The 19,861-nt window shown below is 69.1% G+C and carries 18 protein-coding genes; 10 read left to right on the forward strand and 8 right to left on the reverse strand.

Going from position 1 to position 19,861, the window contains the following annotated elements; all coding sequences use genetic code 11:
• The first annotated feature begins 230 nt into the window (after positions 1–230).
• Positions 231–1,637, forward strand: coding sequence for an RsmB/NOP family class I SAM-dependent RNA methyltransferase (locus ACWIGI_RS15100; RefSeq protein ID WP_454203139.1), 1,407 nt, complete (start codon positions 231–233; stop codon positions 1,635–1,637).
• Here the strand turns inward: ACWIGI_RS15100 and ACWIGI_RS15105 are convergent.
• The 3 genes from ACWIGI_RS15105 to ACWIGI_RS15115 all read right to left on the reverse strand — a co-directional run bounded on the left by ACWIGI_RS15105 (position 1,625) and on the right by ACWIGI_RS15115 (position 3,736).
• Positions 1,625–2,260 (reverse strand): hypothetical protein, encoded by a 636-nt coding sequence (locus ACWIGI_RS15105; protein WP_454202967.1) that lies wholly within the window; start codon positions 2,258–2,260, stop codon positions 1,625–1,627. The two genes, ACWIGI_RS15100 and ACWIGI_RS15105, sit on opposite strands and share 13 nt — an antisense overlap.
• A 103-nt stretch (positions 2,261–2,363) precedes the next feature.
• Positions 2,364–3,131, reverse strand: coding sequence for an RNA polymerase sigma factor SigF (locus ACWIGI_RS15110; protein WP_454203140.1), 768 nt, complete (start codon positions 3,129–3,131; stop codon positions 2,364–2,366).
• A 182-nt stretch (positions 3,132–3,313) separates the two neighbouring features.
• The gene (locus ACWIGI_RS15115) at positions 3,314–3,736 is read right to left on the reverse strand and encodes an ATP-binding protein (protein ID WP_454202968.1); all 423 of its coding nucleotides are present in this window, start codon (positions 3,734–3,736) and stop codon (positions 3,314–3,316) included.
• 160 nt (positions 3,737–3,896) lie between these two features.
• Between ACWIGI_RS15115 and rpe the strand changes: the two genes are divergently transcribed.
• Positions 3,897–4,562 carry a ribulose-phosphate 3-epimerase gene (gene rpe / locus ACWIGI_RS15120; protein WP_454203141.1) on the forward strand — a complete coding sequence of 222 codons (666 nt, stop codon included), beginning with the start codon at positions 3,897–3,899 and terminating at the stop codon, positions 4,560–4,562.
• A 13-nt stretch (positions 4,563–4,575) separates the two neighbouring features.
• Here rpe and ACWIGI_RS15125 read toward each other — a convergent pair whose 3' ends face one another.
• On the reverse strand, positions 4,576–5,016 hold the full coding sequence (locus ACWIGI_RS15125) for a hypothetical protein (RefSeq protein WP_454203142.1): 441 nt from the start codon (positions 5,014–5,016) through the stop codon (positions 4,576–4,578).
• Between the two features lie 643 nt (positions 5,017–5,659).
• Here ACWIGI_RS15125 and ACWIGI_RS15130 point away from each other — a divergent pair.
• From ACWIGI_RS15130 to ACWIGI_RS15145, 4 genes are all read left to right on the forward strand, one after another.
• Entirely contained in the window at positions 5,660–6,286 is a 627-nt protein-coding gene (locus ACWIGI_RS15130) for a riboflavin synthase (protein ID WP_454202969.1), read from the forward strand.
• 88 nt (positions 6,287–6,374) lie between these two features.
• On the forward strand, positions 6,375–7,634 hold the full coding sequence (locus tag ACWIGI_RS15135) for a bifunctional 3,4-dihydroxy-2-butanone-4-phosphate synthase/GTP cyclohydrolase II (RefSeq protein ID WP_454202970.1): 1,260 nt from the start codon (positions 6,375–6,377) through the stop codon (positions 7,632–7,634).
• 51 nt (positions 7,635–7,685) lie between these two features.
• Entirely contained in the window at positions 7,686–8,165 is a 480-nt protein-coding gene (gene ribH, locus ACWIGI_RS15140; RefSeq protein ID WP_454202971.1) for a 6,7-dimethyl-8-ribityllumazine synthase, read from the forward strand.
• Positions 8,166–8,168: 3 nt separating this feature from the next.
• A complete protein-coding gene (locus ACWIGI_RS15145) occupies positions 8,169–8,750 on the forward strand; it encodes a PH domain-containing protein (RefSeq protein ID WP_454202972.1) in 582 nt (193 codons plus the stop codon).
• Between the two features lie 88 nt (positions 8,751–8,838).
• Here ACWIGI_RS15145 and ACWIGI_RS15150 read toward each other — a convergent pair whose 3' ends face one another.
• Positions 8,839–10,806 (reverse strand): gamma-glutamyltransferase family protein, encoded by a 1,968-nt coding sequence (locus ACWIGI_RS15150; RefSeq protein WP_454202973.1) that lies wholly within the window; start codon positions 10,804–10,806, stop codon positions 8,839–8,841.
• Positions 10,807–11,066: 260 nt separating this feature from the next.
• Here ACWIGI_RS15150 and ACWIGI_RS15155 point away from each other — a divergent pair, with 260 nt between their 5' ends.
• Together ACWIGI_RS15155 and ACWIGI_RS15160 are read left to right on the forward strand one after the other, a co-directional pair.
• The gene (locus tag ACWIGI_RS15155; protein ID WP_454202974.1) at positions 11,067–12,536 is read left to right on the forward strand and encodes an amino acid permease; all 1,470 of its coding nucleotides are present in this window, start codon (positions 11,067–11,069) and stop codon (positions 12,534–12,536) included.
• A gap of 242 nt (positions 12,537–12,778) precedes the next feature.
• On the forward strand, positions 12,779–13,309 hold the full coding sequence (locus tag ACWIGI_RS15160) for a hypothetical protein (RefSeq protein ID WP_454202975.1): 531 nt from the start codon (positions 12,779–12,781) through the stop codon (positions 13,307–13,309).
• 57 nt (positions 13,310–13,366) lie between these two features.
• Here ACWIGI_RS15160 and ACWIGI_RS15165 read toward each other — a convergent pair whose 3' ends face one another.
• Positions 13,367–15,031: an FAD-binding dehydrogenase gene (locus ACWIGI_RS15165; RefSeq protein WP_454202976.1), complete on the reverse strand. Its 1,665-nt coding sequence runs from the start codon at positions 15,029–15,031 to the stop codon at positions 13,367–13,369.
• An 80-nt stretch (positions 15,032–15,111) separates the two neighbouring features.
• Here ACWIGI_RS15165 and ACWIGI_RS15170 point away from each other — a divergent pair, with 80 nt between their 5' ends.
• Entirely contained in the window at positions 15,112–16,389 is a 1,278-nt protein-coding gene (locus tag ACWIGI_RS15170; protein WP_454202977.1) for a winged helix-turn-helix domain-containing protein, read from the forward strand.
• A 252-nt stretch (positions 16,390–16,641) separates the two neighbouring features.
• Here ACWIGI_RS15170 and ACWIGI_RS15175 read toward each other — a convergent pair whose 3' ends face one another.
• Positions 16,642–17,001 (reverse strand): hypothetical protein, encoded by a 360-nt coding sequence (locus tag ACWIGI_RS15175; protein WP_454202978.1) that lies wholly within the window; start codon positions 16,999–17,001, stop codon positions 16,642–16,644.
• A 163-nt stretch (positions 17,002–17,164) separates the two neighbouring features.
• Positions 17,165–17,362, reverse strand: a complete 198-nt coding sequence (locus ACWIGI_RS15180; protein WP_454202979.1) for a hypothetical protein — start codon at positions 17,360–17,362, stop codon at positions 17,165–17,167.
• 226 nt (positions 17,363–17,588) lie between these two features.
• On the opposite strand from ACWIGI_RS15180, the gene uvrC reads away from it, so the two are divergent.
• Positions 17,589–19,658 carry an excinuclease ABC subunit UvrC gene (gene uvrC, locus ACWIGI_RS15185; protein ID WP_454202980.1) on the forward strand — a complete coding sequence of 690 codons (2,070 nt, stop codon included), beginning with the start codon at positions 17,589–17,591 and terminating at the stop codon, positions 19,656–19,658.
• Positions 19,659–19,861: the final 203 nt, after the last annotated feature.

The following is a 19,861-nucleotide window of genomic DNA, read 5'->3' on the forward strand; positions in this document are numbered from 1 at the left end:
GTGGCGAGCGCGGGCCGGACGGCACGACGTCGGCACCGAAGCGATCCACGGGCGCGAACGCCGGTGCGTCGCGGCGGGATGGCGCTCCTGATCGTGTGGAGGGCGGCAAGGCGCGATCCACCGCGGCCTCGGCGCGCGACGGCGGTGGGCCGAAGCGTGCGAGCGGGGACAAGAAGTCCGTCGGCGCGGGTAAGAGCGGCGGGCAGGCGCGCGGCAAGCGTGCCGACGGCGTGAGCGCCGACGGGGCGGCCGGCAAGCGGAAGCCCGTGGGAGAGCGCGGGTCCGCGGACACGACCGGGCTGGACCCGGTGCGGGTGGTCGCGCGGGACGTGTTGCGCGCGGTGCGCGAGCGGGACGCCTACGCGAACCTGGTGCTGCCGGGGCTGTTGCGCGAACGCGGGATCAGCGGGCGCGACGCCGCGCTGGCCACCGAGCTCACCTACGGCGCGGCGCGGTCGCTTGGGCTGCTGGACGCGGTGATCGAGGCCGGGGCGGGGCGTGCGATCGACGAGATCGACGGGCCGCTGCTGGACGCGCTGCGCCTGGGCGCCTATCAGCTGTTGCGGACGCGGATCGGGGCGCACGCCGCGGTGGACACCTCGGTCGCGCTGGTGCGGGCCGAGTTCGGGATCGGGCGGGCCGGGTTCGTGAACGCGGTGCTGCGCCGGGTCGCGGAGAAGTCCGCGCAGGAATGGGTCGACCAGCTCGCGCCGTCGGATCCGCTGGGGCACATGGCCTTCGAGTTCGCGCATCCGGTGTGGATCGCGCAGGCCTTCGCCGACGCCCTCGGCGCGCACGCCGGGGAACTGCGCGATGTGCTCGAAGCCGACGACGCGCGCCCGCTGGTGCACCTGGTCGCCCGCCCCGGCGAGATGAGCGCCGAAGAGCTGGCGCTGGTGACCGGCGGCGAGGAGGGCCGCTGGTCGCCGTACGCGGTGTACCTCGACGGCGGTGATCCCGGCAAGCTCGAGCCGGTCCGCGAGGGCCTGGCCGCGGTGCAGGACGAGGGCAGTCAGCTGGTGGCGCTCGCGGTGACCAAAGCGCCCCTCGACGGCGAGGACGGCGGCCGCTGGCTCGACCTGTGCGCGGGCCCCGGCGGCAAGACCGCGCTGCTGGGCGCCATCGCCGACATCGACGGCTTCCACATCGACGCCGTCGAACCGGCCGAACACCGCGCCGAACTGGTCCGCCAGGCCACGCGCGGACTGCCGGTCGAGGTGCACGTCACCGACGGCCGCGACAGCGGACTCACCCCCGGCTACGACCGCGTGCTGGTCGACGCGCCGTGCACCGGTCTGGGCGCGCTGCGCCGCCGCCCCGAAGCGCGCTGGCGGCGGCAGCCCGCCGACGTGCGTGAACTGGTGACCCTGCAGCGCGAACTGCTCACCGCCGCATGGGATCTGGTCCGTCCGGGTGGCGTGGTCGTGTACTCGACCTGCTCGCCGCATCTGCCCGAGACCGTCTCGGTGGTCGCGGACATGGTGCGCCGCACCGGCGCCGAACAGCTCGACACCCGCGAACTCGTTCCCGGCGTTCCGGATCTGGGCGAGGGCCCGGGCGCGCAGCTGTGGCCGCATCGGCACGGCACCGACGCCATGTTCGTGGCCGCGCTGCGCAAACCGCGTCAGTCGCAGTAATCCGCGCCCGGGGGTGTGGGCCGCCACGCGACCCACACCCCCGCCCGCGGGGCTTCGCGGCAGTGGATGGCCATCCACTGCGGCTGCCAGTCGTCCCGGTCGGCGTTCGGGTCGCTGCGCCCGAGCACGCACGCGCCGTCCTCGTCCGGCTCCAATTCGATTGTCTCCCCGTTGACCCGAATGAATCGGCGCGGCGCTCCGGGCTCGCCGAAGCCCGTCGGCACGATGTCCAGATCACCCGCCTGGAAGCAGCACCACCACTGCGGCCGCACGTGCGCGCGCCGGCGCACCGGCTGGGCGGCCACCGATCGCAGCAGTTCGGCCAGGGCCCGGCTCTGTTCGGCGGGGGAGTAGTCGTCGGCGTTGTCCGAGCCCGGGCACAGCACCGCCGAGGTGTCCTCGGGATAGCGGTATCCGGGATCCACCCGGCCCCGCCAGCGCATCTCGGCCATGCGGGTGGTGATGGGCAGCCCGTGCCACTCCTCGTCGCACCAGGGATGCGGGCAGCGCGGAAAATCGGGATCCCCGTAGTCGTATCCGGTACACGGCTCCCCGCCGGCCAGCTGCTCGTTAACGAGCTGGTCGATCTGGTTCACAATGCGCTGATCGCGGTGTTGCCTCATGGTCCCGCCCGAGGATGCGGTACGTGCCGGACGAGAACGATCGTCGCACCGCGAACCGGGCGAGGCAAGCCCCTTACGGCGGGTCAGCCCCGCATCGGAGCGTTCACTCCCGGGCCGATTGCTCCCTAAGTCGCGCAAGGGTTTTCGCCAGAATGCGAGAGACGTGCATCTGCGAGATGCCCATCTGCTGCGCGATCTGGGTTTGAGTCATCGATTCGAAGAATCGCATCGTGAGGATGCGGCGTTCGCGTTCGGGCAGACCCGCGAGCAACGGCCGGATGGCCACGTACTCCTCGACGCGATCGAACTGCGACTCCTCCTCGCCGAGCGTGTCGAGCAGGGACGCCTCGGTGTCGCGTCCCACCGACACCGCGTCGATCGAGCTGGGCTGGTACGCGTTTCCGGCGATGACCGCCTGGGTCACCTCGTCCGGATCGATACCGAGCTGGGCGGCGATCTCCTTGGCGGTGGGCGAACGCCCGAGCTGCTGCGACAGCGTGTCGATGGCCGAGCCGATCCGCAGGTGGGTTTCCTTGACCCGCCGCGGAACTCGCATGGCCCAGGTGTTGTCGCGGAAGTACCGCCGCACCTCGCCCATGATCGTCGGCACCGCGAAGGACAGGAAGTTGGAGCCGCGCGAGATGTCGAACCGGTCCACCGCGTGCACCAGCCCGACCCGCGCCACCTGGGTCAGGTCGTCGAACGGTTCGCCGCGCCCGCTGAACTTGCGGGCGATGTGGTCGGCCAGCGGTATGCAGCGCCGAATGAGCTGGGCGCGCAGGGCGGCCCGCTGCGCGGACGCGGGATCGGCGGCGGCGAGCTGTTCGAACAGACCCGCCACGTCGTCGTAGCCGGAGGCGGTGCGCACCACCTCTTCGACCTCGTCGGCGTCGACGGTCTCCTCGGCGGTTTCCTCGGATTCGGAGGCGGCCGGTTCGGCGGTCAGCGGTTCGGCGCCGTTCTCCGCCGCGGCGGCGTGCTCGCCGGTCTTGCGTTCGGGTTCATCGGGGTCGTGTGCGTCGGATGGGGTGAACACGGTGTTCTCGTCGGTCACTACGCCTTCCCCCGGACCCGCCGGAACTCCACCGCCGTCGGGTAACCGGAGACCGTCGCGTCGAAGGCGCCCTGGGTGGCGTCGACCTCGTCGGACAGGGTGCGCAGTACATGCCAGCCGAAGCTGCGCTGGTCGGGCAGCCCCTCGGCGGCCGCCACGCCGCTGACCCGCACCACCAGGTCGTTCTCACCGACGGTGAAGACGCACTGCAGGCTGGTGCCGGGCGCGGCCAGCCCGATCACGGTGGAGGCGGCCTCGTCCACGGCCAGGCGAATGTCGGCGACCTCGTCGAGGGTGAAATCGCTGAGCAGCACCAGTGTTTCGGCGAGTCCGCGCACGATGGGCAACTGGGAGACGGATGCGGCGACACCGATCTCGACCGGGGTGGCACGCAGCCCTTGTTCCGCCGAAATGTTGATCACCTGCACTAGGCTACCCATTCCGGCGCCCGGCAATCAGCGCAATGGCAGCGATCGCGGTTTCCGGACGCCCTCGCGGCAGTGCCGGGTCTCGCGCGGTGCGCTGCCCGATAGACTGCCGCCTGTGTGCACTCCTACCTCGCCCTTTCAGCGGCCCGCGCCGATGATCGCCCCGTCCATCCTGTCCGCCGACTTCGCGCGTCTCGGTGACGAAGTGAAGGCGATCGAGGGGGCCGACTGGGTGCACGTGGATGTGATGGACAACCACTTCGTGCCGAACCTCACGCTGGGTCTGCCGGTGGTGCAGAGTCTGTTGAAGGCCACCGATATTCCGCTGGACTGCCACCTCATGATCGAGGATCCCGAGCGCTGGGCGCCGGGCTACGCCGAGGCGGGCGCGTACAACGTGACCTTCCACGCCGAGGCCACCGACAACCCGATCGCCGTCGCCCGCGACATCCGTGCGGCGGGCGCCAAGGCCGGTCTGTCGGTCAAGCCGGGCACCCCGATCGAGCCCTACCTGGAGATCCTGAAGGATTTCGACACCCTGCTGGTCATGAGCGTCGAGCCGGGCTTCGGCGGGCAGTCGTTCATCGCCGAGGTGCTGGACAAGGCGCGCAAGGTTCGCAGGCTGGTCGACGCGGGCGAGCTGCGCCTGGTGGTCGAGATCGACGGCGGCATCAACATGGACACCATCGAGCAGGCCGCCGAGGCGGGTATCGACTGCTTCGTGGCGGGTTCGGCGGTGTACGGCACCGCCGACCCGGCGGCCACGGTGGAAGCCTTGCGCCAGAAGGTGATCGCGGTCGAGGCCGCGTCCGCCTCCTAGTCGCTTCCCGGGCTCAGCGCTCGAGCAGCGCCGAGATCACCGACTCGAGGGGCGGCACCGCGGTGGCGCTCTCCGGAGCTCGAACCCAGGTGCGATAGCCCGTCCGCTCGTCGTCGGCGGACGGCAGCACCACCTGCGCGCCCGCGCAGGCGACCGTGGCGTAGAGCCGGAACAGCGCGGCCGAGACGGCGGTGCCGAGCCCGTCGGCACGCGTCGGGCCGGTGATGAACGTCCAGCGCCGGGCGCGGGGGTGGTGGACCACCGGACCGGCCAAATCGGCTGCGGCGAGCCGCTGTTGGACGCGTTCGCCGAGTTCGGCGGGCATGGTGATGGCGCCGTACCGGCTGCCTATCTCCAGCAGGATGTGCCGTGACGTCGGATCGATCGATGCCGGCAAATGAAATTCGCGCCGATACTGCACGCAACGAACCTCGAGTGTCGAATCGAGAAGCATCGTTGTCACACCGCACCCCTAAAAGTGTTGTCTTCCACCTGGATCCGGCCCGCGAGGGCCCAACCTTCCTGAGTTTGACTGCTGCGAGGAGCACCCGGACCGGACCCGGCCACGGGTGTGGAGACGTTCTTCGTTGAACTGCCGGCTCGCCGGAGAAGTAGAACTGCGGAGAGTTGTACAGCTGAGTAGCCGCGCTGCGGGGTAGTCGGCGCTGCGGAGCGGACCGCGGTGATGTCGAACTGCCGGGCAGTTGAACTGTGGGAATCAGCTGCATAACAATCTTGCGTCCATTTTCGCGCTGGCGCAAGAATTTGGTGTAAGCGAGTCGCGAATTGGGTACACCCGCCCGATTGGCCCGAATTAGCAAATTCGCTAAATCTGGAAATGCCCGAATTTTAATCGGTATTCGTTGGCAATCGGTCCGATTAGCCCACCTGAGGTCCGCTTCGTCGGCTTCGTCGCGCCCCGGAGTCTCGAACGCTCCAGTGAACTAGGCCGCATGTCGCCTACGACCCGGCGTCGTTAGGCTGAGGGGGAGAACCGGGCGGCATCCGCGCGCCGGGAATACCGCCCGCCGATCGGGCTGTTGCCCCGATCGGCGGGCCCGGGTACCGCGGCCGCAGGCGTAAGGGAGAGGCAGGGCATGTTCACAGGCATCGTGGAGGAGCTGGGCGAGATCGTCGCCTCCGAGCAATTGGCCGACGCGGCCCGGCTCACCATTCGCGGCCCCCTCGTCACCGTCGATGCCGGGCACGGCGATTCGATCGCGGTGAACGGCGTCTGCCTGACCGTGGTGGACGAGACCGTCGAGTCCGATGTCTTCACCGTCGACGTCATGGCCGAGACCCTGAACCGGTCCAGCATCGGCGGCCTCGGCGTCGGTTCGCGCGTCAATCTCGAGCGCGCCGCCGCCGTCAACAGCCGCCTCGGCGGTCACATCGTGCAGGGCCACGTGGACGGCACCGGCGCCGTGCTCGCGCGCACCCCCTCGGAGAACTGGGAGGTCGTGCGAATCTCGCTGCCCGACAGCATCGCCCGCTACGTCGTGGAGAAGGGCTCCATCACCGTCGACGGCATCTCGCTCACCGTGTCCGGCCTGGGCGTGGCCGAGGAGGCCGCCGCCGACGGCAGCAAGGACTGGTTCGAGGTCTCGCTCATCCCCACGACACTGGCCCTCACCACGCTGGGCTCGGCGCCGGTGGGAACCACGGTGAACCTCGAGGTCGACATCATCGCCAAGTACGTGGAAAGACTCGTTCAGCGCGGCTGAGCCTCCGATTGGCCCCGCCGGAGGCGGCGCAAATCGGGCACTGCCCTACTGTGGGTACGGCACCTAATCGAGATGGAGCACAACAGACGTGACCAGGTTCGACACCATCGAGCGCGCAGTCGCCGACATCGCCGCCGGTAAGGCGGTCGTCGTCGTCGACGACGAGGGCCGGGAGAACGAGGGCGACCTCATCTTCGCGGCGGAGAAGGCGACCCCCGAACTGGTGGCCTTCATGATCCGCTACACCTCCGGTTACATCTGCGTCCCGCTCACCGGCGACGACTGCGACCGGCTGGGCCTGCCGCCCATGTACGCCGTCAATCAGGACAAGCACGGCACCGCGTACACCGTCTCGGTGGATGCCCGGGTCGGCATCACCACCGGCATCTCGGCCGCCGATCGCGCCGCCACCATGCGCGTGCTCGCCGATCCGCAGGCCAAGTCCGACGACCTGACCCGGCCGGGCCACGTGGTTCCCTTGCGCGCCAAGGACGGTGGCGTGCTGCGCCGCGCGGGCCACACCGAGGCCGCGGTCGACCTCTCGCGCATGGCCGGGCTCAGCCCCGCCGGCGTCATCTGCGAGATCGTGAGCCAGAAGAACGAAGGCGACATGGCGCGCACCGAGGAGCTGCGCATTTTCGCCGACGAGCACGACCTGGCGCTCATCTCGATCGCCGACATGATCGCCTGGCGGCGCAAGAACGAGAAGCATGTGCGCCGGGTCGCCGAGGCCAAGATCCCGACCGCGTTCGGTGACTTCAAGGCCATCGGCTACGAGAGCGAATACGACGAGTCCGAGCATGTCGCCCTGGTCATGGGTGATATCGCCGGTGCGGACGGCAAGGGCGAGAACGTGCTGGTCCGCGTGCACTCCGAATGCCTGACCGGTGACGTGTTCGGCTCGCTGCGCTGCGATTGCGGTCCCCAGCTGAACGCAGCGCTGCAGCTGGTGGCCGACGAGGGCCGCGGCGTGGTGCTCTACATGCGCGGGCACGAGGGCCGCGGCATCGGCCTGATGCACAAGCTGCAGGCCTACCAGGTGCAGGACGAGCAGGACCTGGACACCTACGACGCCAACCTGGCCATCGGCCAGCCCGCCGACGCCCGCGACTACGGCACCGGCGCGCAGATCCTGGTCGATCTCGGCATTTCCTCGATGCGCCTGCTGACCAACAATCCGGACAAGCGCGCCGGAATCGAGGGCTACGGGCTCAGTATTACCGAGCGGGTGCAAATGCCGGTCCGTGCGAATTCGCACAATCTGCACTACCTACGCACCAAGCGGGATCGGATGGGCCACGACCTGGTCGGCTTGGACGATCTCGACCTGGGCGAGACCGCCAACTGAGCCGCACGCTGTAGTTCCTCCACACACGAAGATCGAGAAGGGCGGAAATCGATGAGCGGCACGGGCGTACCCTCGTTCGAGCTCGCGGATGCCAAGGACCTCAAGCTTGGCATCGTCGCGTCGCGCTGGCACACCACCATCTGCGACGCGCTCGTCGCCAACGCCGAGGGCACCGCCCGCGCGGCCGGCGTCTCCGACATCACCATCGTCCGGGTCGCCGGAGCCATGGAGCTGCCCGTGGTCGCGCAGGCGCTGGCCAGCACCCACGACGCGGTGGTCGCGCTGGGCGTGGTGATCCGCGGCGGCACACCGCATTTCGAGTACGTCTGCGATTCGGTCACCGCCGGTCTGACCCGCGTCTCGCTGGACGAGGGCACCCCGGTCACCAACGGCGTGCTCACCGTGAACACCGAACAGCAGGCCCTGGATCGCGCCGGCCTGCCGGGCTCGGTCGAGAACAAGGGCGAGCAGGCCGCCGCCGCCGCACTGGACGCCGCGCTCACCCTGCGCGACCTGCGTCAGACCGTCTGAGCAATGCCTGTCGTCCGGATCTGGAAGCGCGACGGCGGTTCGGAGGAACCGCCCCGCGAGCCCGCCGCGCAATCGAAGGACGGTGCGGCCGAAGTGCCTGCGTCAGAATCGACATCGACAACCACCGACGCCGAGGACCCGGAGTGGGATCTGGTCGTGCGCCCGCATCGCTCGGTGCGCACCGCCTGGATCGTCGCGGTGTTCCTGGCGGTGTTCTTCACCGTGATGGGCGTTTTCCTGCGCCGCGGCTCGACCGGGGTCACCTTCCAGGTCTCCGATCAGATCGGGCTCGCGGTCTTCGGCTTCATCCTCGGCGGCGCGGTGCTGCTGCTCACCCGGCCCCGGGTGCGGGTCGGCCGGCGCGGGGTGGAGGTGCGCAACATCTTCGGCGAGAACGAGTTCGCCTGGCCCGATATCCGCGGCCTGTCCTTCCCCGACAAGAAGTCCTGGGCGCGACTGGAACTGGTGCACGACGAGTACGTGCCCCTGCTGGCCATCCGCACCAACGACAAACTGCGCGCGGCCGAGGCCATGGACCGCTTCCGCGAACTGGGCGCGAAGTACTCCGGCGAGAACCAGAGCTGAGCCGCTGGCCGCCGCGCTGACCCGTCGCTCGAACGGACCACGACGCCCGCCACCGTTCGGTGGCGGGCGTCGGCGTTCAGTGGCGGGGTCAGCGGGTGTCGCCGAGTACGGCTCCCTCGCGGCGGGGGTCCGCGCCGCCGATCAGGTCGTCCCCATCGACTATCAGCGTGGACAGCCCGCTCGACTGCGGCGCCACCGAAACCTGGTGTCCCAGTTCGCGTAGCCGCCGCACCAGCGGGTCGTTGTCGCCGTTGTTCGCGGGATCGATCGCCGGATGCTCACCGCCCACGTTCGTCGTGGGGGAGTTGGCCGCTCCGAAGGAGACCGCGGACACCGCCTGCTGCGGGTCCAGGCCCCAATCGAGCATGCCCACCAGTGTCTTCACCACGAACTGGATGATCACCGAACCGCCGGGGGAGCCGGTGACGTGGGTGAGGGCGCCGCGTGAGCCGTCGGGGGCGCGATCGAAGACCAGGGTCGGGCTCATGGAGCTGCGCGGCCGCTTACCCGGGTCGAGCCGATTGGCCACGGGCACACCGTCTTTGCCGAGCGGATCGGCGGCGAAGTCGGTGAGCTGATTGTTCAGCACGAAACCGTCCACCAGGTGGAAGGAGCCGAAGGCCGATTCCACCGTGGTCGTCATGGCCGCGGCGTTGCCGTAGCTGTCGATGATCGAGATGTGGCTGGTGCCGTGCTCGGGCGGCTGCGGGCCCACCCCGAGCGGCACCGGCCCGAAGTCACCGGGCTGGGCGGTGCCCATGCTGCGGGTGGGGTCGATCAGCGCCGCGCGCTGCTTCAGGTAGTCCGGATTCAGCAGGGTCTGGGGCGAATTGCCGGGCAGCGGAATGAAATCCGAGTCGGCGATGTACTTGTCGCGGTCGGCGTAGGCGAGCCGTTCGGCCTCGGAGATCAGGTGTACGGCCTCGGCGGTGGGCTTGCCGCCGTTGCGTGCGGCGTCGTTGTCGCCGCCGGTGTTCTCCGGCCGCATCGAGCCCAGGTCGAAGTTCGACAGGATGCCGAGCGTGGCCGCCACCGTGATGCCGCCCGAGGACGGGTTGGGCATGCCGCACACCTCGTGCGTGCGATACGGCGCGCACAGCACGGTCCGCTTCTTCACCTGGTACGACGAAAGGTCCGCCGCGGACAGCAGTCCCGGCGTCCGCCCGCCGGAGGTGTCGGCGACGGCCTCGACGATGTCTGCGGCCAGCGCCCCGGTGTAGAAGGCGTTCGCGCCGTCCACGGCCAGCGCGGCCAGGGTCTTGCCGTACGCCGGGTTGGTCAGCGTCGTGCCCTCGGTCTTGGCGCTGCCGTCCGGTTGCAGGAAGTAGGCGCGCGCGTTCTCGTCGCGGGCGAGATCCGTTGCGGATTCGGCGATCTGGCCCGCGAGGCGCGGGCTGATCTCGAAGCCCTGATCCGCCAGCGCCACGGCCGGTCCGAACAGATCGCCCCACACCTGGCGGCCGTGCTCGCGGTGTGCGGTCTCGAGCAGGCGCAGTACCCCGGGGACGCCGATGGAGCGTCCGCTGGCGCGCGCGTTCGGTTGCGGCGCTGTGCGATCGGTGTCGCTGATCCAGCGCAGGTAGTCCGGGGTCGCCGCTGCGGGGGCCGTCTCGCGGCCGTCGTAGGCCTCGAGGGTCTTGCCCGCCGCGTCGTAGTACAGCAGGAAGGCCCCGCCGCCGATACCCGACGCCTGGGGTTCCACCAGGCCGAGCACCGTCTGCGCCACGATGAGCGCGTCGGCCGCGGTGCCACCGTCACGCAGTACCCGGCAGGCCGCCTCGGTGGCGATCGGATTGGCGGTCGAGACCGCGAAAGTGTTGGTGCGCACCGGTTTCATGCCGGTGCGGTAGCCGCTGGCGATCTCGGGCCGCAGGCTCAGATTGGTGGTGGTCGGGCCGCCGGTGGTACTCGCGCGCACGCTGATCGGCACGCCGTTGGGGGAGGTGGTACAGGATCGCGCCTGTTCCGATTCGGTGGAACAGGCTGTCGCCATACCGAGGAGCAGCAGGACAGCGGCGCTCGCGCCGCTCCAGAAAGGCCGTCGCACGCGCTTCATGGTCGGACTCTAGCCCCGCCCGGCGTCCGAGATCGGAGATTGGGCGAGGCGATGCCAGGGATGTCCGGATACCGCCATTCCGGGTGATAAGCCGTGTTTCGGCATCGGTTCGGCTAACCCAAAGAATATGCATTTCCGCTGGTTATGTCCGGTTATAACCTCCGATGTCCACCCAGCTCGGAGCGGCGATGTGATCCACGGCAAATCGCAAGGTACTCTCGGACCGCCTCGATACACGATTGCGGAGGGTTAACCGGCGAATGACCGAGATCCGGACGAAGGCCACCAACCTCACAGCTGAGGACAGCGGCTATCACAAGGCCCTCAAGCCCCGTCAGTTGCAGATGATCGCCATCGGCGGCGCCATCGGCACCGGCCTGTTCCTCGGCGCGGGCGGGCGCCTGCGCGACGCCGGACCGGCGCTGTTCCTGGTGTACCTGATCTGCGGAATCTTCGTCTTCTTCATTCTGCGCGCGCTCGGCGAATTGGTATTGCACCGCCCGTCTTCGGGATCGTTCGTCTCCTACGCGCGCGAATTCTTCGGGGAGAAGGCGGCATTCGTCGCCGGCTGGATGTACTTCCTCAACTGGTCCATGACCGGCATCGTCGACACCACGGCGGTGGCCACCTATCTGCACTATTGGGGACCGTTCGAACCGGTGGCCCAATGGATTCTGGCGCTGGGCGCGCTGCTCATCGTGCTGGGCGTCAACCTGGTCTCGGTGAAATGGTTCGGCGAAATGGAATTCTGGGCCGCCATGATCAAGGTGGCCGCCCTGGTGACCTTCCTCGTGGTCGGCACGATCTTCCTGGCCGGACGATTCGACGTCGACGGACAGCCCACCGGCCTCGGCATGGTGAGCGACGCGGGCGGGTGGTTCCCGACCGGTGTGCTCCCGCTCGTCACCGTCACCTCCGGCGTCATCTTCGCCTACGCCGCAGTCGAAATGGTCGGCATCGCCGCGGGCGAGACCGAGAATCCGGCCAAGATTATGCCGCGCGCCATCAACTCGGTCATCGTGCGCATCGCGGTGTTCTACTGCGGTTCGATCGTGCTGCTGGCGCTGCTGCTGCCCTACACCGACTACAAGGCCGGCGAGAGCCCGTTCGTCACCTTCTTCAGCAAGGTCGGCGTCGCGAACATGGGCTCGATCATGAACTTCGTGGTGCTCACCGCCGCGCTGTCCAGCCTGAACGCCGGGCTCTACTCCACCGGCCGCATCCTGCGCTCGATGGCGATGAACGGCAGCGCGCCCCACTTCACCTCGCGCATGTCCAAAGCCGGTGTGCCCTATGGCGGAATCCTGCTGACCAGCGTCATCGCCCTGGCCGGCATCTGGCTGAACTACGTGGTGCCGGACGAGGCGTTCGAGATCGTGCTGAACGTCGCCTCGCTGGGCATTCTGGCCTCCTGGGCCACGATCGTGCTGTGCCAGCTCAAGCTCTGGTACTGGTCGCGCGACGGCCGCGCCGAGCGTCCCGCGTTCCGCATGATCGGCGCGCCCTACACCGGCATCGCCACGCTGGTTTTCCTGTTCGTGGTGCTGGTGCTCATGGCGTTCGATCGCCCGGTGGGCACCTGGACGGTGTCGAGCCTGCTGATCATCGTGCCCGCCCTGCTGATCGGGTGGAAGTTCGCCGAGAAGCGGGTGCTCGCCATCGCCGCCGAGCGGGCCGGATACACCGGGGAATTTCCGGTGATTCCGCCGATTCCCATGGACGACAAGTAGTTTTCGGCTTCCGGCGCTACACTGGAGAATTGCCGGGAGACCTGCGCTTACAACGGCCGCACACGCACATCGTGTGCGGCCGTTATGTGTTCGAGATCACGTTTGAACCACTCGCGCTATGCGCTGTGGCCATGGTCATAACTTCCCGAACTCGATTGTCGAGTATCCGAACGTTTGGTTAGCGTCAGGCCCTGTGCGTTCGCAGGGGGCGCACGAACAGGGGTTACTCGACGAGGAGTGCTGTGAGTACGCATACGGCTGTGGTCGATGAGATGGACATCTCGCCGACAGCTGCGGGAAGCGGTGTTCCGGCTTCGATTTCGGAGCGTTTCACCAACATCGTTCGTGTTCTTCGTCGTGATGGTTCCGAGATCGCGCTGCCCGCGAAGGTGCGGGAAACCCAGTACGCGGCTTACGCCGCAGCGGGTTTGGCGCTCGTACACGGTCTGGTGGCGCTGACCAGCGGGTTCGAGTCCGTGCTCGGCAGCGCGGGGCACTTCTTCGCCGCCTGGGTAACCGGCGGGGCGGCACTGCTTTTCGGCCTGCGCTCGCCGTGGGTCTGGGTCGGCACGCTGGGTTTGGCCAGCCTGCAGGCGTTTCTGGGCGTCTTCCGCCTGGTCTCGGCCGATATGCCCACGGGGGTGGGGCCTTTCACGATCCTGCTGGGCGTGATGGCCTCCGGCGTGGTGCTGGCGCTGCTGCTGCGCAAGGACTGCTACCGCTGGTTCTGTGCCGTCTCCCCGGATGTTCAGCGCACGGCCGAGAGTCGCTGACCGTCCCGTTCGCGTGCCGCCGCCCGGACGAACAGCCGGGCGGCGGAGCGACTTTCGTTACTTCAGCGTGCGGCCCAGCGCCTTACCGGCCGCGCGGCCGGAGAAGATGCAGCCGCCGAGGAAGGTGCCTTCCAGCGCGTTGTAGCCGTGCACGCCGCCGCCGCCGAATCCGGCGACCTCACCCGCGGCGTACAGGCCCGGGAACGCCGTGCCGTCGGGTCGCATGACCTGGGAATCCAGGTTGGTCTGCAGGCCGCCCAACGTCTTTCGGGTCAGGATGTTCAGTCGCACCGCGATGAGCGGGCCGTGCGCGGGATCGAGGATCTTGTGCGGGGTGGCGACCCGGCCGAGCTTGTCGCCGAGGTAGCGGCGCGCGTTGCCGATCGCCATCAGCTGGGCGTCCTTGCTGAACTTGTGTTCGGCGTCGCGATCACGCGCCACGATCTGACGCTCGATGTCGGCCGGGTCCAGGTGCGGGCCGCGCGAGATCTTGTTCATCCCCGCCACCAACTCCGCGAGGGTATCGGCCACAACGAAATCCGAGCCGTGCTTCTTGAACGCCTCGACCGGTCCGGGCGCGCCCTTGGCCACGCGGCTCTTGAGCGTGAGCTTCAGATCCTTGCCGGTGATATCGGGATTCTGCTCCGAGCCCGAGAGCGCGAATTCCTTCTCGATGATCGACTGGTCGAGAATGAACCACGAATAGTCGTACCCGGTCGAAAGAATCGCCTTCATCGTGGAATTGGTGTCGAATCCGGGGAAACACGGTGCGGCCATGCGCTTGCCGTTGGCGTCGAACCACAGCGACGACGGTCCCGGAATGATGCGAATGGCGTGATCGGGCCAGATCGGATCCCAGTTGTGAATGCCTTCGGTGTAGTGCCACATGCGATCCCGGTTCACGATCCGCCCGCCCGCGGCCTCGGTGATGCCGAGCATGCGCCCGTCCACGTGCGCGGGCACGCCCGAGATCATGTGCTCCGGGCACGGGCCCAGCCGATCCACGGGCCAGTTGCGCCGGATCAGTTCGTGGTTGTGGCCGATGCCGCCGGAGGTCACGACGACCGCCCGCGCGCCGATCTCGAAGTCGCTCACCACTTCCCGGGACGAGGCCACCCCGCGCTCGGCGTCGGACGGCTCGAGCACGCTGCCGCGAACGCCCGTCACGGCCTCGCCGGTGAGCACCAGCTCGTCCACCCGGTGCCGGAACGCGAACCCGACCTGCCCGCGCTGTTCGGCGGCCAGCACGGGTTCGAGGAACACCCGCACCACCTCCGGGCCGGTGCCCCAGGTCAGGTGGAAGCGCGGCACCGAATTGCCGTGCCCGTCCGCGGTGTCGCCGCCGCGTTCGGCCCAGCCGACCAGTGGGGTGACCCGCAGGCCGAGATCGTGCAGGTACTGCCGCTTCTCGGTGGCCGCGAACTCGACGTAGGCCCGGGCCCACTGCCGGGCCCAGTGGTCCTCGTCCTCGCGATCGAAACCGGCCGAGCCGAGCCAGTCCTGCATGGCCAGCTCGAGGGAGTCCTTCACGCCGAGGCGGCGCTGCTCCGGACTGTCCACGAAGAAGAGGCCGCCCAGCGACCAGAACGCCTGCCCGCCCAGGTTGGCGCGGTTCTCCTGATCCACGACCAGCACCCGCTTACCGGCCTTGACCAGCTCGTGGGTGGCGACGAGGCCGGCCAGACCGGCGCCGACGACGATGACATCCGGATTCTCGATCATCCCTGTTTCCTGGTTCTGTCGAAGTTCGATACACGAGTGTATCGAGATTGGGTGTCGGTGGGGCATGGCATTGTGCGAGTGTGCCGATTTCGCTCGAGCCAGAGCCGACCCTGACCGTCGCGACGGCGCGTCGCATAGCCCTGGCCGCCCAGGGTTTCGCCGCCGCCCGCCCGAGCGCCCCGCCCACCCGGCGCACGGTGCTCAAAGCGCTCGACAGCACCAAACTGCTCCAGCTCGATTCGGTGGCCGCGGTGGTGCGCGCGCACTACGCGCCGGTGTTCAGCCGCATCGGTGCCTACGACCGCACGGTGCTGGACGACCTCGCCTGGAGTCACAGCGCGCGCAAGCCGCGGCAGTTCGTGGAGTACTGGGCGCACGAGGCCGCGCTGCTGCCGGTCGCGGACTGGCCGCTCATGCGCTGGCGCATGGAGAAGTACCGCAACGGGCGGTGGGCCGGATTGACTGCGGGCGAACGCGATTCGGCGCTCATCGACGATGTGCTCGGAGTCCTGCGCGAATTCGGGCCGAGTACCGCCGGCGCGGTGGAACGGCACCTGGAACTCGATCGCCCGCGCTCGAAGGACCATTGGGGCTGGAACTACAGCGAGACCAAGGTCGTGTGCGAGCAACTGTTCGCCTCCGGTGAGCTCTCGGTCGCCAAACGCGTGGGCTTCCAGCGCTATTACGACCTCACCGAGCGCGTGCTCCCGCCCGAGGTCGCCACCCGCGTGGTGGAAGAACCCGACGCCATTCGCGAGCTGGTGCGCCGCGCGGCGATCGCGCACGGCATCGGCACCGAAACCGACCTGCGCGACTACTACCGGCTCAACCGCAAACAGACCGAACCCGCCATCGCGGATCTGCTGGATTCGGGGGAGCTGCGCCGGGTCCGGGTCCGGGGCTGGGACAAGCCGGCCTACCTGCACGCCGACGCCCGCACCCCGCGCCGGATCACCGGCGCCGCGCTGCTGTGCCCGTTCGATCCACTGATCTTCTTCCGCGACCGCACCGAACGCCTCTTCGACTTCCACTACCGCATCGAGATCTACACCCCCGAACCCAAACGGGTGCACGGGTATTACGTGTTCCCGTTCCTGCTCGACGGTGAACTCGTCGGCCGCGTCGATCTGCGCGCGGACCGCGCCACCGGCCGCCTGCGGGTGCCCGGCGCGTTCGCCGAACCCGGCCACGACCCCGTGCGGATCGCCGGTGAACTCGCCGGCGCGCTGCGCGAGATGGCCGACTGGCTCGAGCTCGACACCGTGGAGGTGGGCGATCGCGGCGATCTGGCCCCGGCCCTGGACCGGGAGGTGCGCGCCGGGCACGCGGCCGAACCGGATACCCGCGTGCGCGCCTAGCAGCCCCATCGAACGCGATCGTCGTGTGCGCGGGACATCGGGCGGTCGTGGTGGGCGGGGCGGATCGGACCCGTGTCCGAGGCGTGCTCGGCAGGGGTGCTCGGATGCGCCCACGGCCGAATCAGGTTGTCGCCGTGCGCGAATCCGAACGCTGTGGTGGTGCCGACCGCTCAGCAGCGCCCGGCACCGCACGGCTGCCCCGAAAGTCCGGAGCTACCGGTTGTTCTCAGCGATGACGCGACGAGCGGTGACTCAGAACGGGCCGTCGGTCCAGGTCTCGAGGACCACGCCGGTCTTGCCCGCGCCGTTGCACTCGATCGTGGTCGGCACCAGCGGCCGGACGGCGTCGCCCACGATGTAGGTGGGGGACTGCGCCCCGTGTCCCACCTGCCTGCTCCCCGCGCAGCGCACGACCGCGGCGTACCAGTTGCCGTCGTCCGGGCAGGTGAAGGTGGCGGTGTCCAGGCCGCGGTCGATGCGGCAGGGCTGGGGGTTCGCCCGCGCGGCCGGCGCCGTCACCACGGCCAGCGCCGGGCCGACGAGCGCGGCGGCGCCGAGCCCCAACGCGGCGGCGACGGCGTGCAACCGGTGCTGCGGGCGGAGACGAATCATCAATGCTGCTCCCCTCGGATTCGGACGGATCGTCCTGTGACAGGTCGGTCCAATACTGACCTCGCGGGGTTCTTCGATGCCGCAGGCTGGTCGGATGCGTCGCTCGGCGTGGCGCGTCGCGGGACGGCTTGCCCGCGGGCTCCGGCGGTGCCGCGGGGGCATTTCAGGCGAGGGTGAACTCCGCGGTGACCGGCGCGCCGTCGCAGGTGGCGGCCTGGGCGGTGCGCACGGTGAACTCGGCGAGCACCGGCGCGGTCTCGGCGGCGGACGCGGGTCCGGACACGGCCACGAGAATCGCGGCGGCCAGGCTGGAGGCGGCGCTGATCGCGAGGGACCGGCGGCTGCGGCGAAGGCGGATCATGATGCTGCTCCCATCGTTTCGGTGATCTTGCGGATACGTTCGGTGCCGCGGACGTTTCGGATGAATCGCCCGGCGTGGCGCTTTTCCTTCGCCGGTGTCGCGTCGCCGGAACCCGTGAGCGCGCGACGCCCGCCGCGCGCCCGCCCGGCACTCGTGTCGGACCGCCCGGTCGCGGGCGGACGGCGGCCCCGGCGCTCGTGTCGGAGGGCCTCGTTAACCTGGGGGCGTGGCAGATCCCGCGACGTACCGGCCCGCGCCGGGGACCATTCCCGTTGAACCCGGCGTCTACAAGTTCCGGGACGTGCACGGGCGGGTCATCTACGTCGGCAAGGCGAAAAGCCTGCGCAGCAGGCTGAACTCGTATTTCGCCGACGTCTCCGGGCTGCACCCGCGCACCCGGCAGATGGTGACGACCGCCGCGAGCGTCGAGTGGACCGTGGTGTCCACCGAGGTCGAGGCGCTGCAGCTGGAATACAACTGGATCAAGGAATTCGATCCGCGCTTCAACGTCCGCTACCGCGACGACAAGTCGTACCCCGTGCTGGCGGTCAGCCTGAACGAGGAGTACCCCCGCGTCTTCGTGTACCGCGGCGCGCGCAAGAAGGGCGTCCGGTACTTCGGTCCCTACGCGCACGCCTGGGCCATCCGCGAAACCCTGGACCTGCTGCTGCGCGTCTTCCCGGTGCGCACCTGCTCGGCGGGAGTCTTCAAGCGGCACAACCAGATCGGGCGGCCCTGCCTGCTCGGCTACATCGACAAGTGCTCCGCGCCGTGCGTGGGCCGGGTCACCGCGGGTGAACACCGGCAGATCGTCGACGACTTCTGCGACTTCCTCTCCGGCAAGACCGACCGTCTCGTCAAGGAGCTCGAGAAGCGCATGGTCGCCGCCGCCGAGGACCTGGACTTCGAGACCGCCGCCCGGCTGCGCGACGATGTCGCCGCGCTGCGCCGCGCCCTGGAGAAGCAGGCCGTCGTGCTCGGCACCGGCACCGACGCCGATGTGGTCGACTTCGCCATCGACGAGCTCGAGGTGGCGGTGCAGATCTTCCATGTCCGCGACGGCCGGGTGCGCGGTCAGCGCGGCTGGGTGGTCGACAAGTCCGGCGACGCCATCGACGCCGTGGACACCGGCGGTGAGCTGCCCGCCCTGGTCGAACAGTTCCTCACCCAGTTCTACGGCGAGCAGTCCAACCAGGCCGAGCAGACCGGCGACGAGCAGCCCGGCGCGGTCGTCCCGCGCGAGGTGCTGGTTCCGGCCCTGCCCAGTGACGCCGAACAGGTCCAGCAGTGGCTCTCGGATCTGCGCGGGTCGGCCGTGCAGTTGCGGGTGCCCCAGCGCGGGGACAAGAAGGCGCTGGCCGAGACCGTGCAGCGCAACGCCAAGGAGGCGCTGGCCCAGCACAAGCTCAAGCGCGCCGGCGACCTGACCGCGCGGTCGGTCGCGCTGCAGGGCATTCAGGACGCGCTCGATCTGGACAGCGCGCCGCTGCGCATCGAGTGCGTCGACATCAGCCACGTGCAGGGCACCGACGTGGTCGCCTCGCTGGTCGTGTTCGAGGACGGGCTGCCGCGCAAGTCCGAGTACCGGCACTACAGCATCAAGGAGGCCGCCGGGGACGGCCGCTCCGACGACGTCGGCAGCATCGCCGAGGTCACCCGCCGCCGCTTCGCCAAACTGCGCCGCGATCTCGACGCCGCCGAGGCCGCCGAACTCGAACCGGATTCCGACGCAATGGATCCCGGCTTACCGGGCATCGATCCCAAGACCGGCAAACCACGCCGATTCGCGTATCCGCCCAACCTCTACGTGGTCGACGGCGGCGCACCGCAGGTCAACGCCGCCGCCGAGGTCCTCGACGAACTCGGCATCACCGACGTCGCCGTCATCGGCCTGGCCAAACGCCTCGAAGAGGTCTGGGTGCCCAACGAACCCGATCCGGTGATCATGCCGCGCACCAGCGAATCGCTGTATCTGCTGCAGCGGGTGCGCGACGAGGCGCACCGCTTCGCCATCACCTTCCATCGCAGCAAACGCTCGCGCCGGATGACGGCCTCGGCGCTGGACGCGGTGCCGGGCCTGGGCGCGACCCGTAAGACCGCACTGGTCACCCATTTTGGGTCCGTTGCCAAACTCAAGCAGGCGACGGTCGAGCAAATCACCGAGGTTCCGGGGATCGGGAAGGCCACCGCGAAGGCCGTGCTCGCGGCGCTGAGCACCGAGAACGCGCCGAGCGAGGCGCCGGCGGCCGGTGCCGAGGTCTCGGAACCGGCCGGGCAATCGTTCGGCAGCGAATAATTCCGGTGGCCGTCGCGGGGTCGGCGAGAGGCGTAAGCTACCCCTCGCCGACCTGCCCGACACGCCGAGGGTAAAACTCGCGACACGCGTACTGTGCAGGTCGGAAGAAGAAATCACACTTGTATCTCGGCTCCCGCGTGCGCCTGCCGCGCAAACGGGAGCCGGTGCAGGATGATCGAGGGACACGCCCAGAAACGAACCCG

It is taken from the genome of Nocardia sp. NPDC055321 (assembly GCF_053645575.1).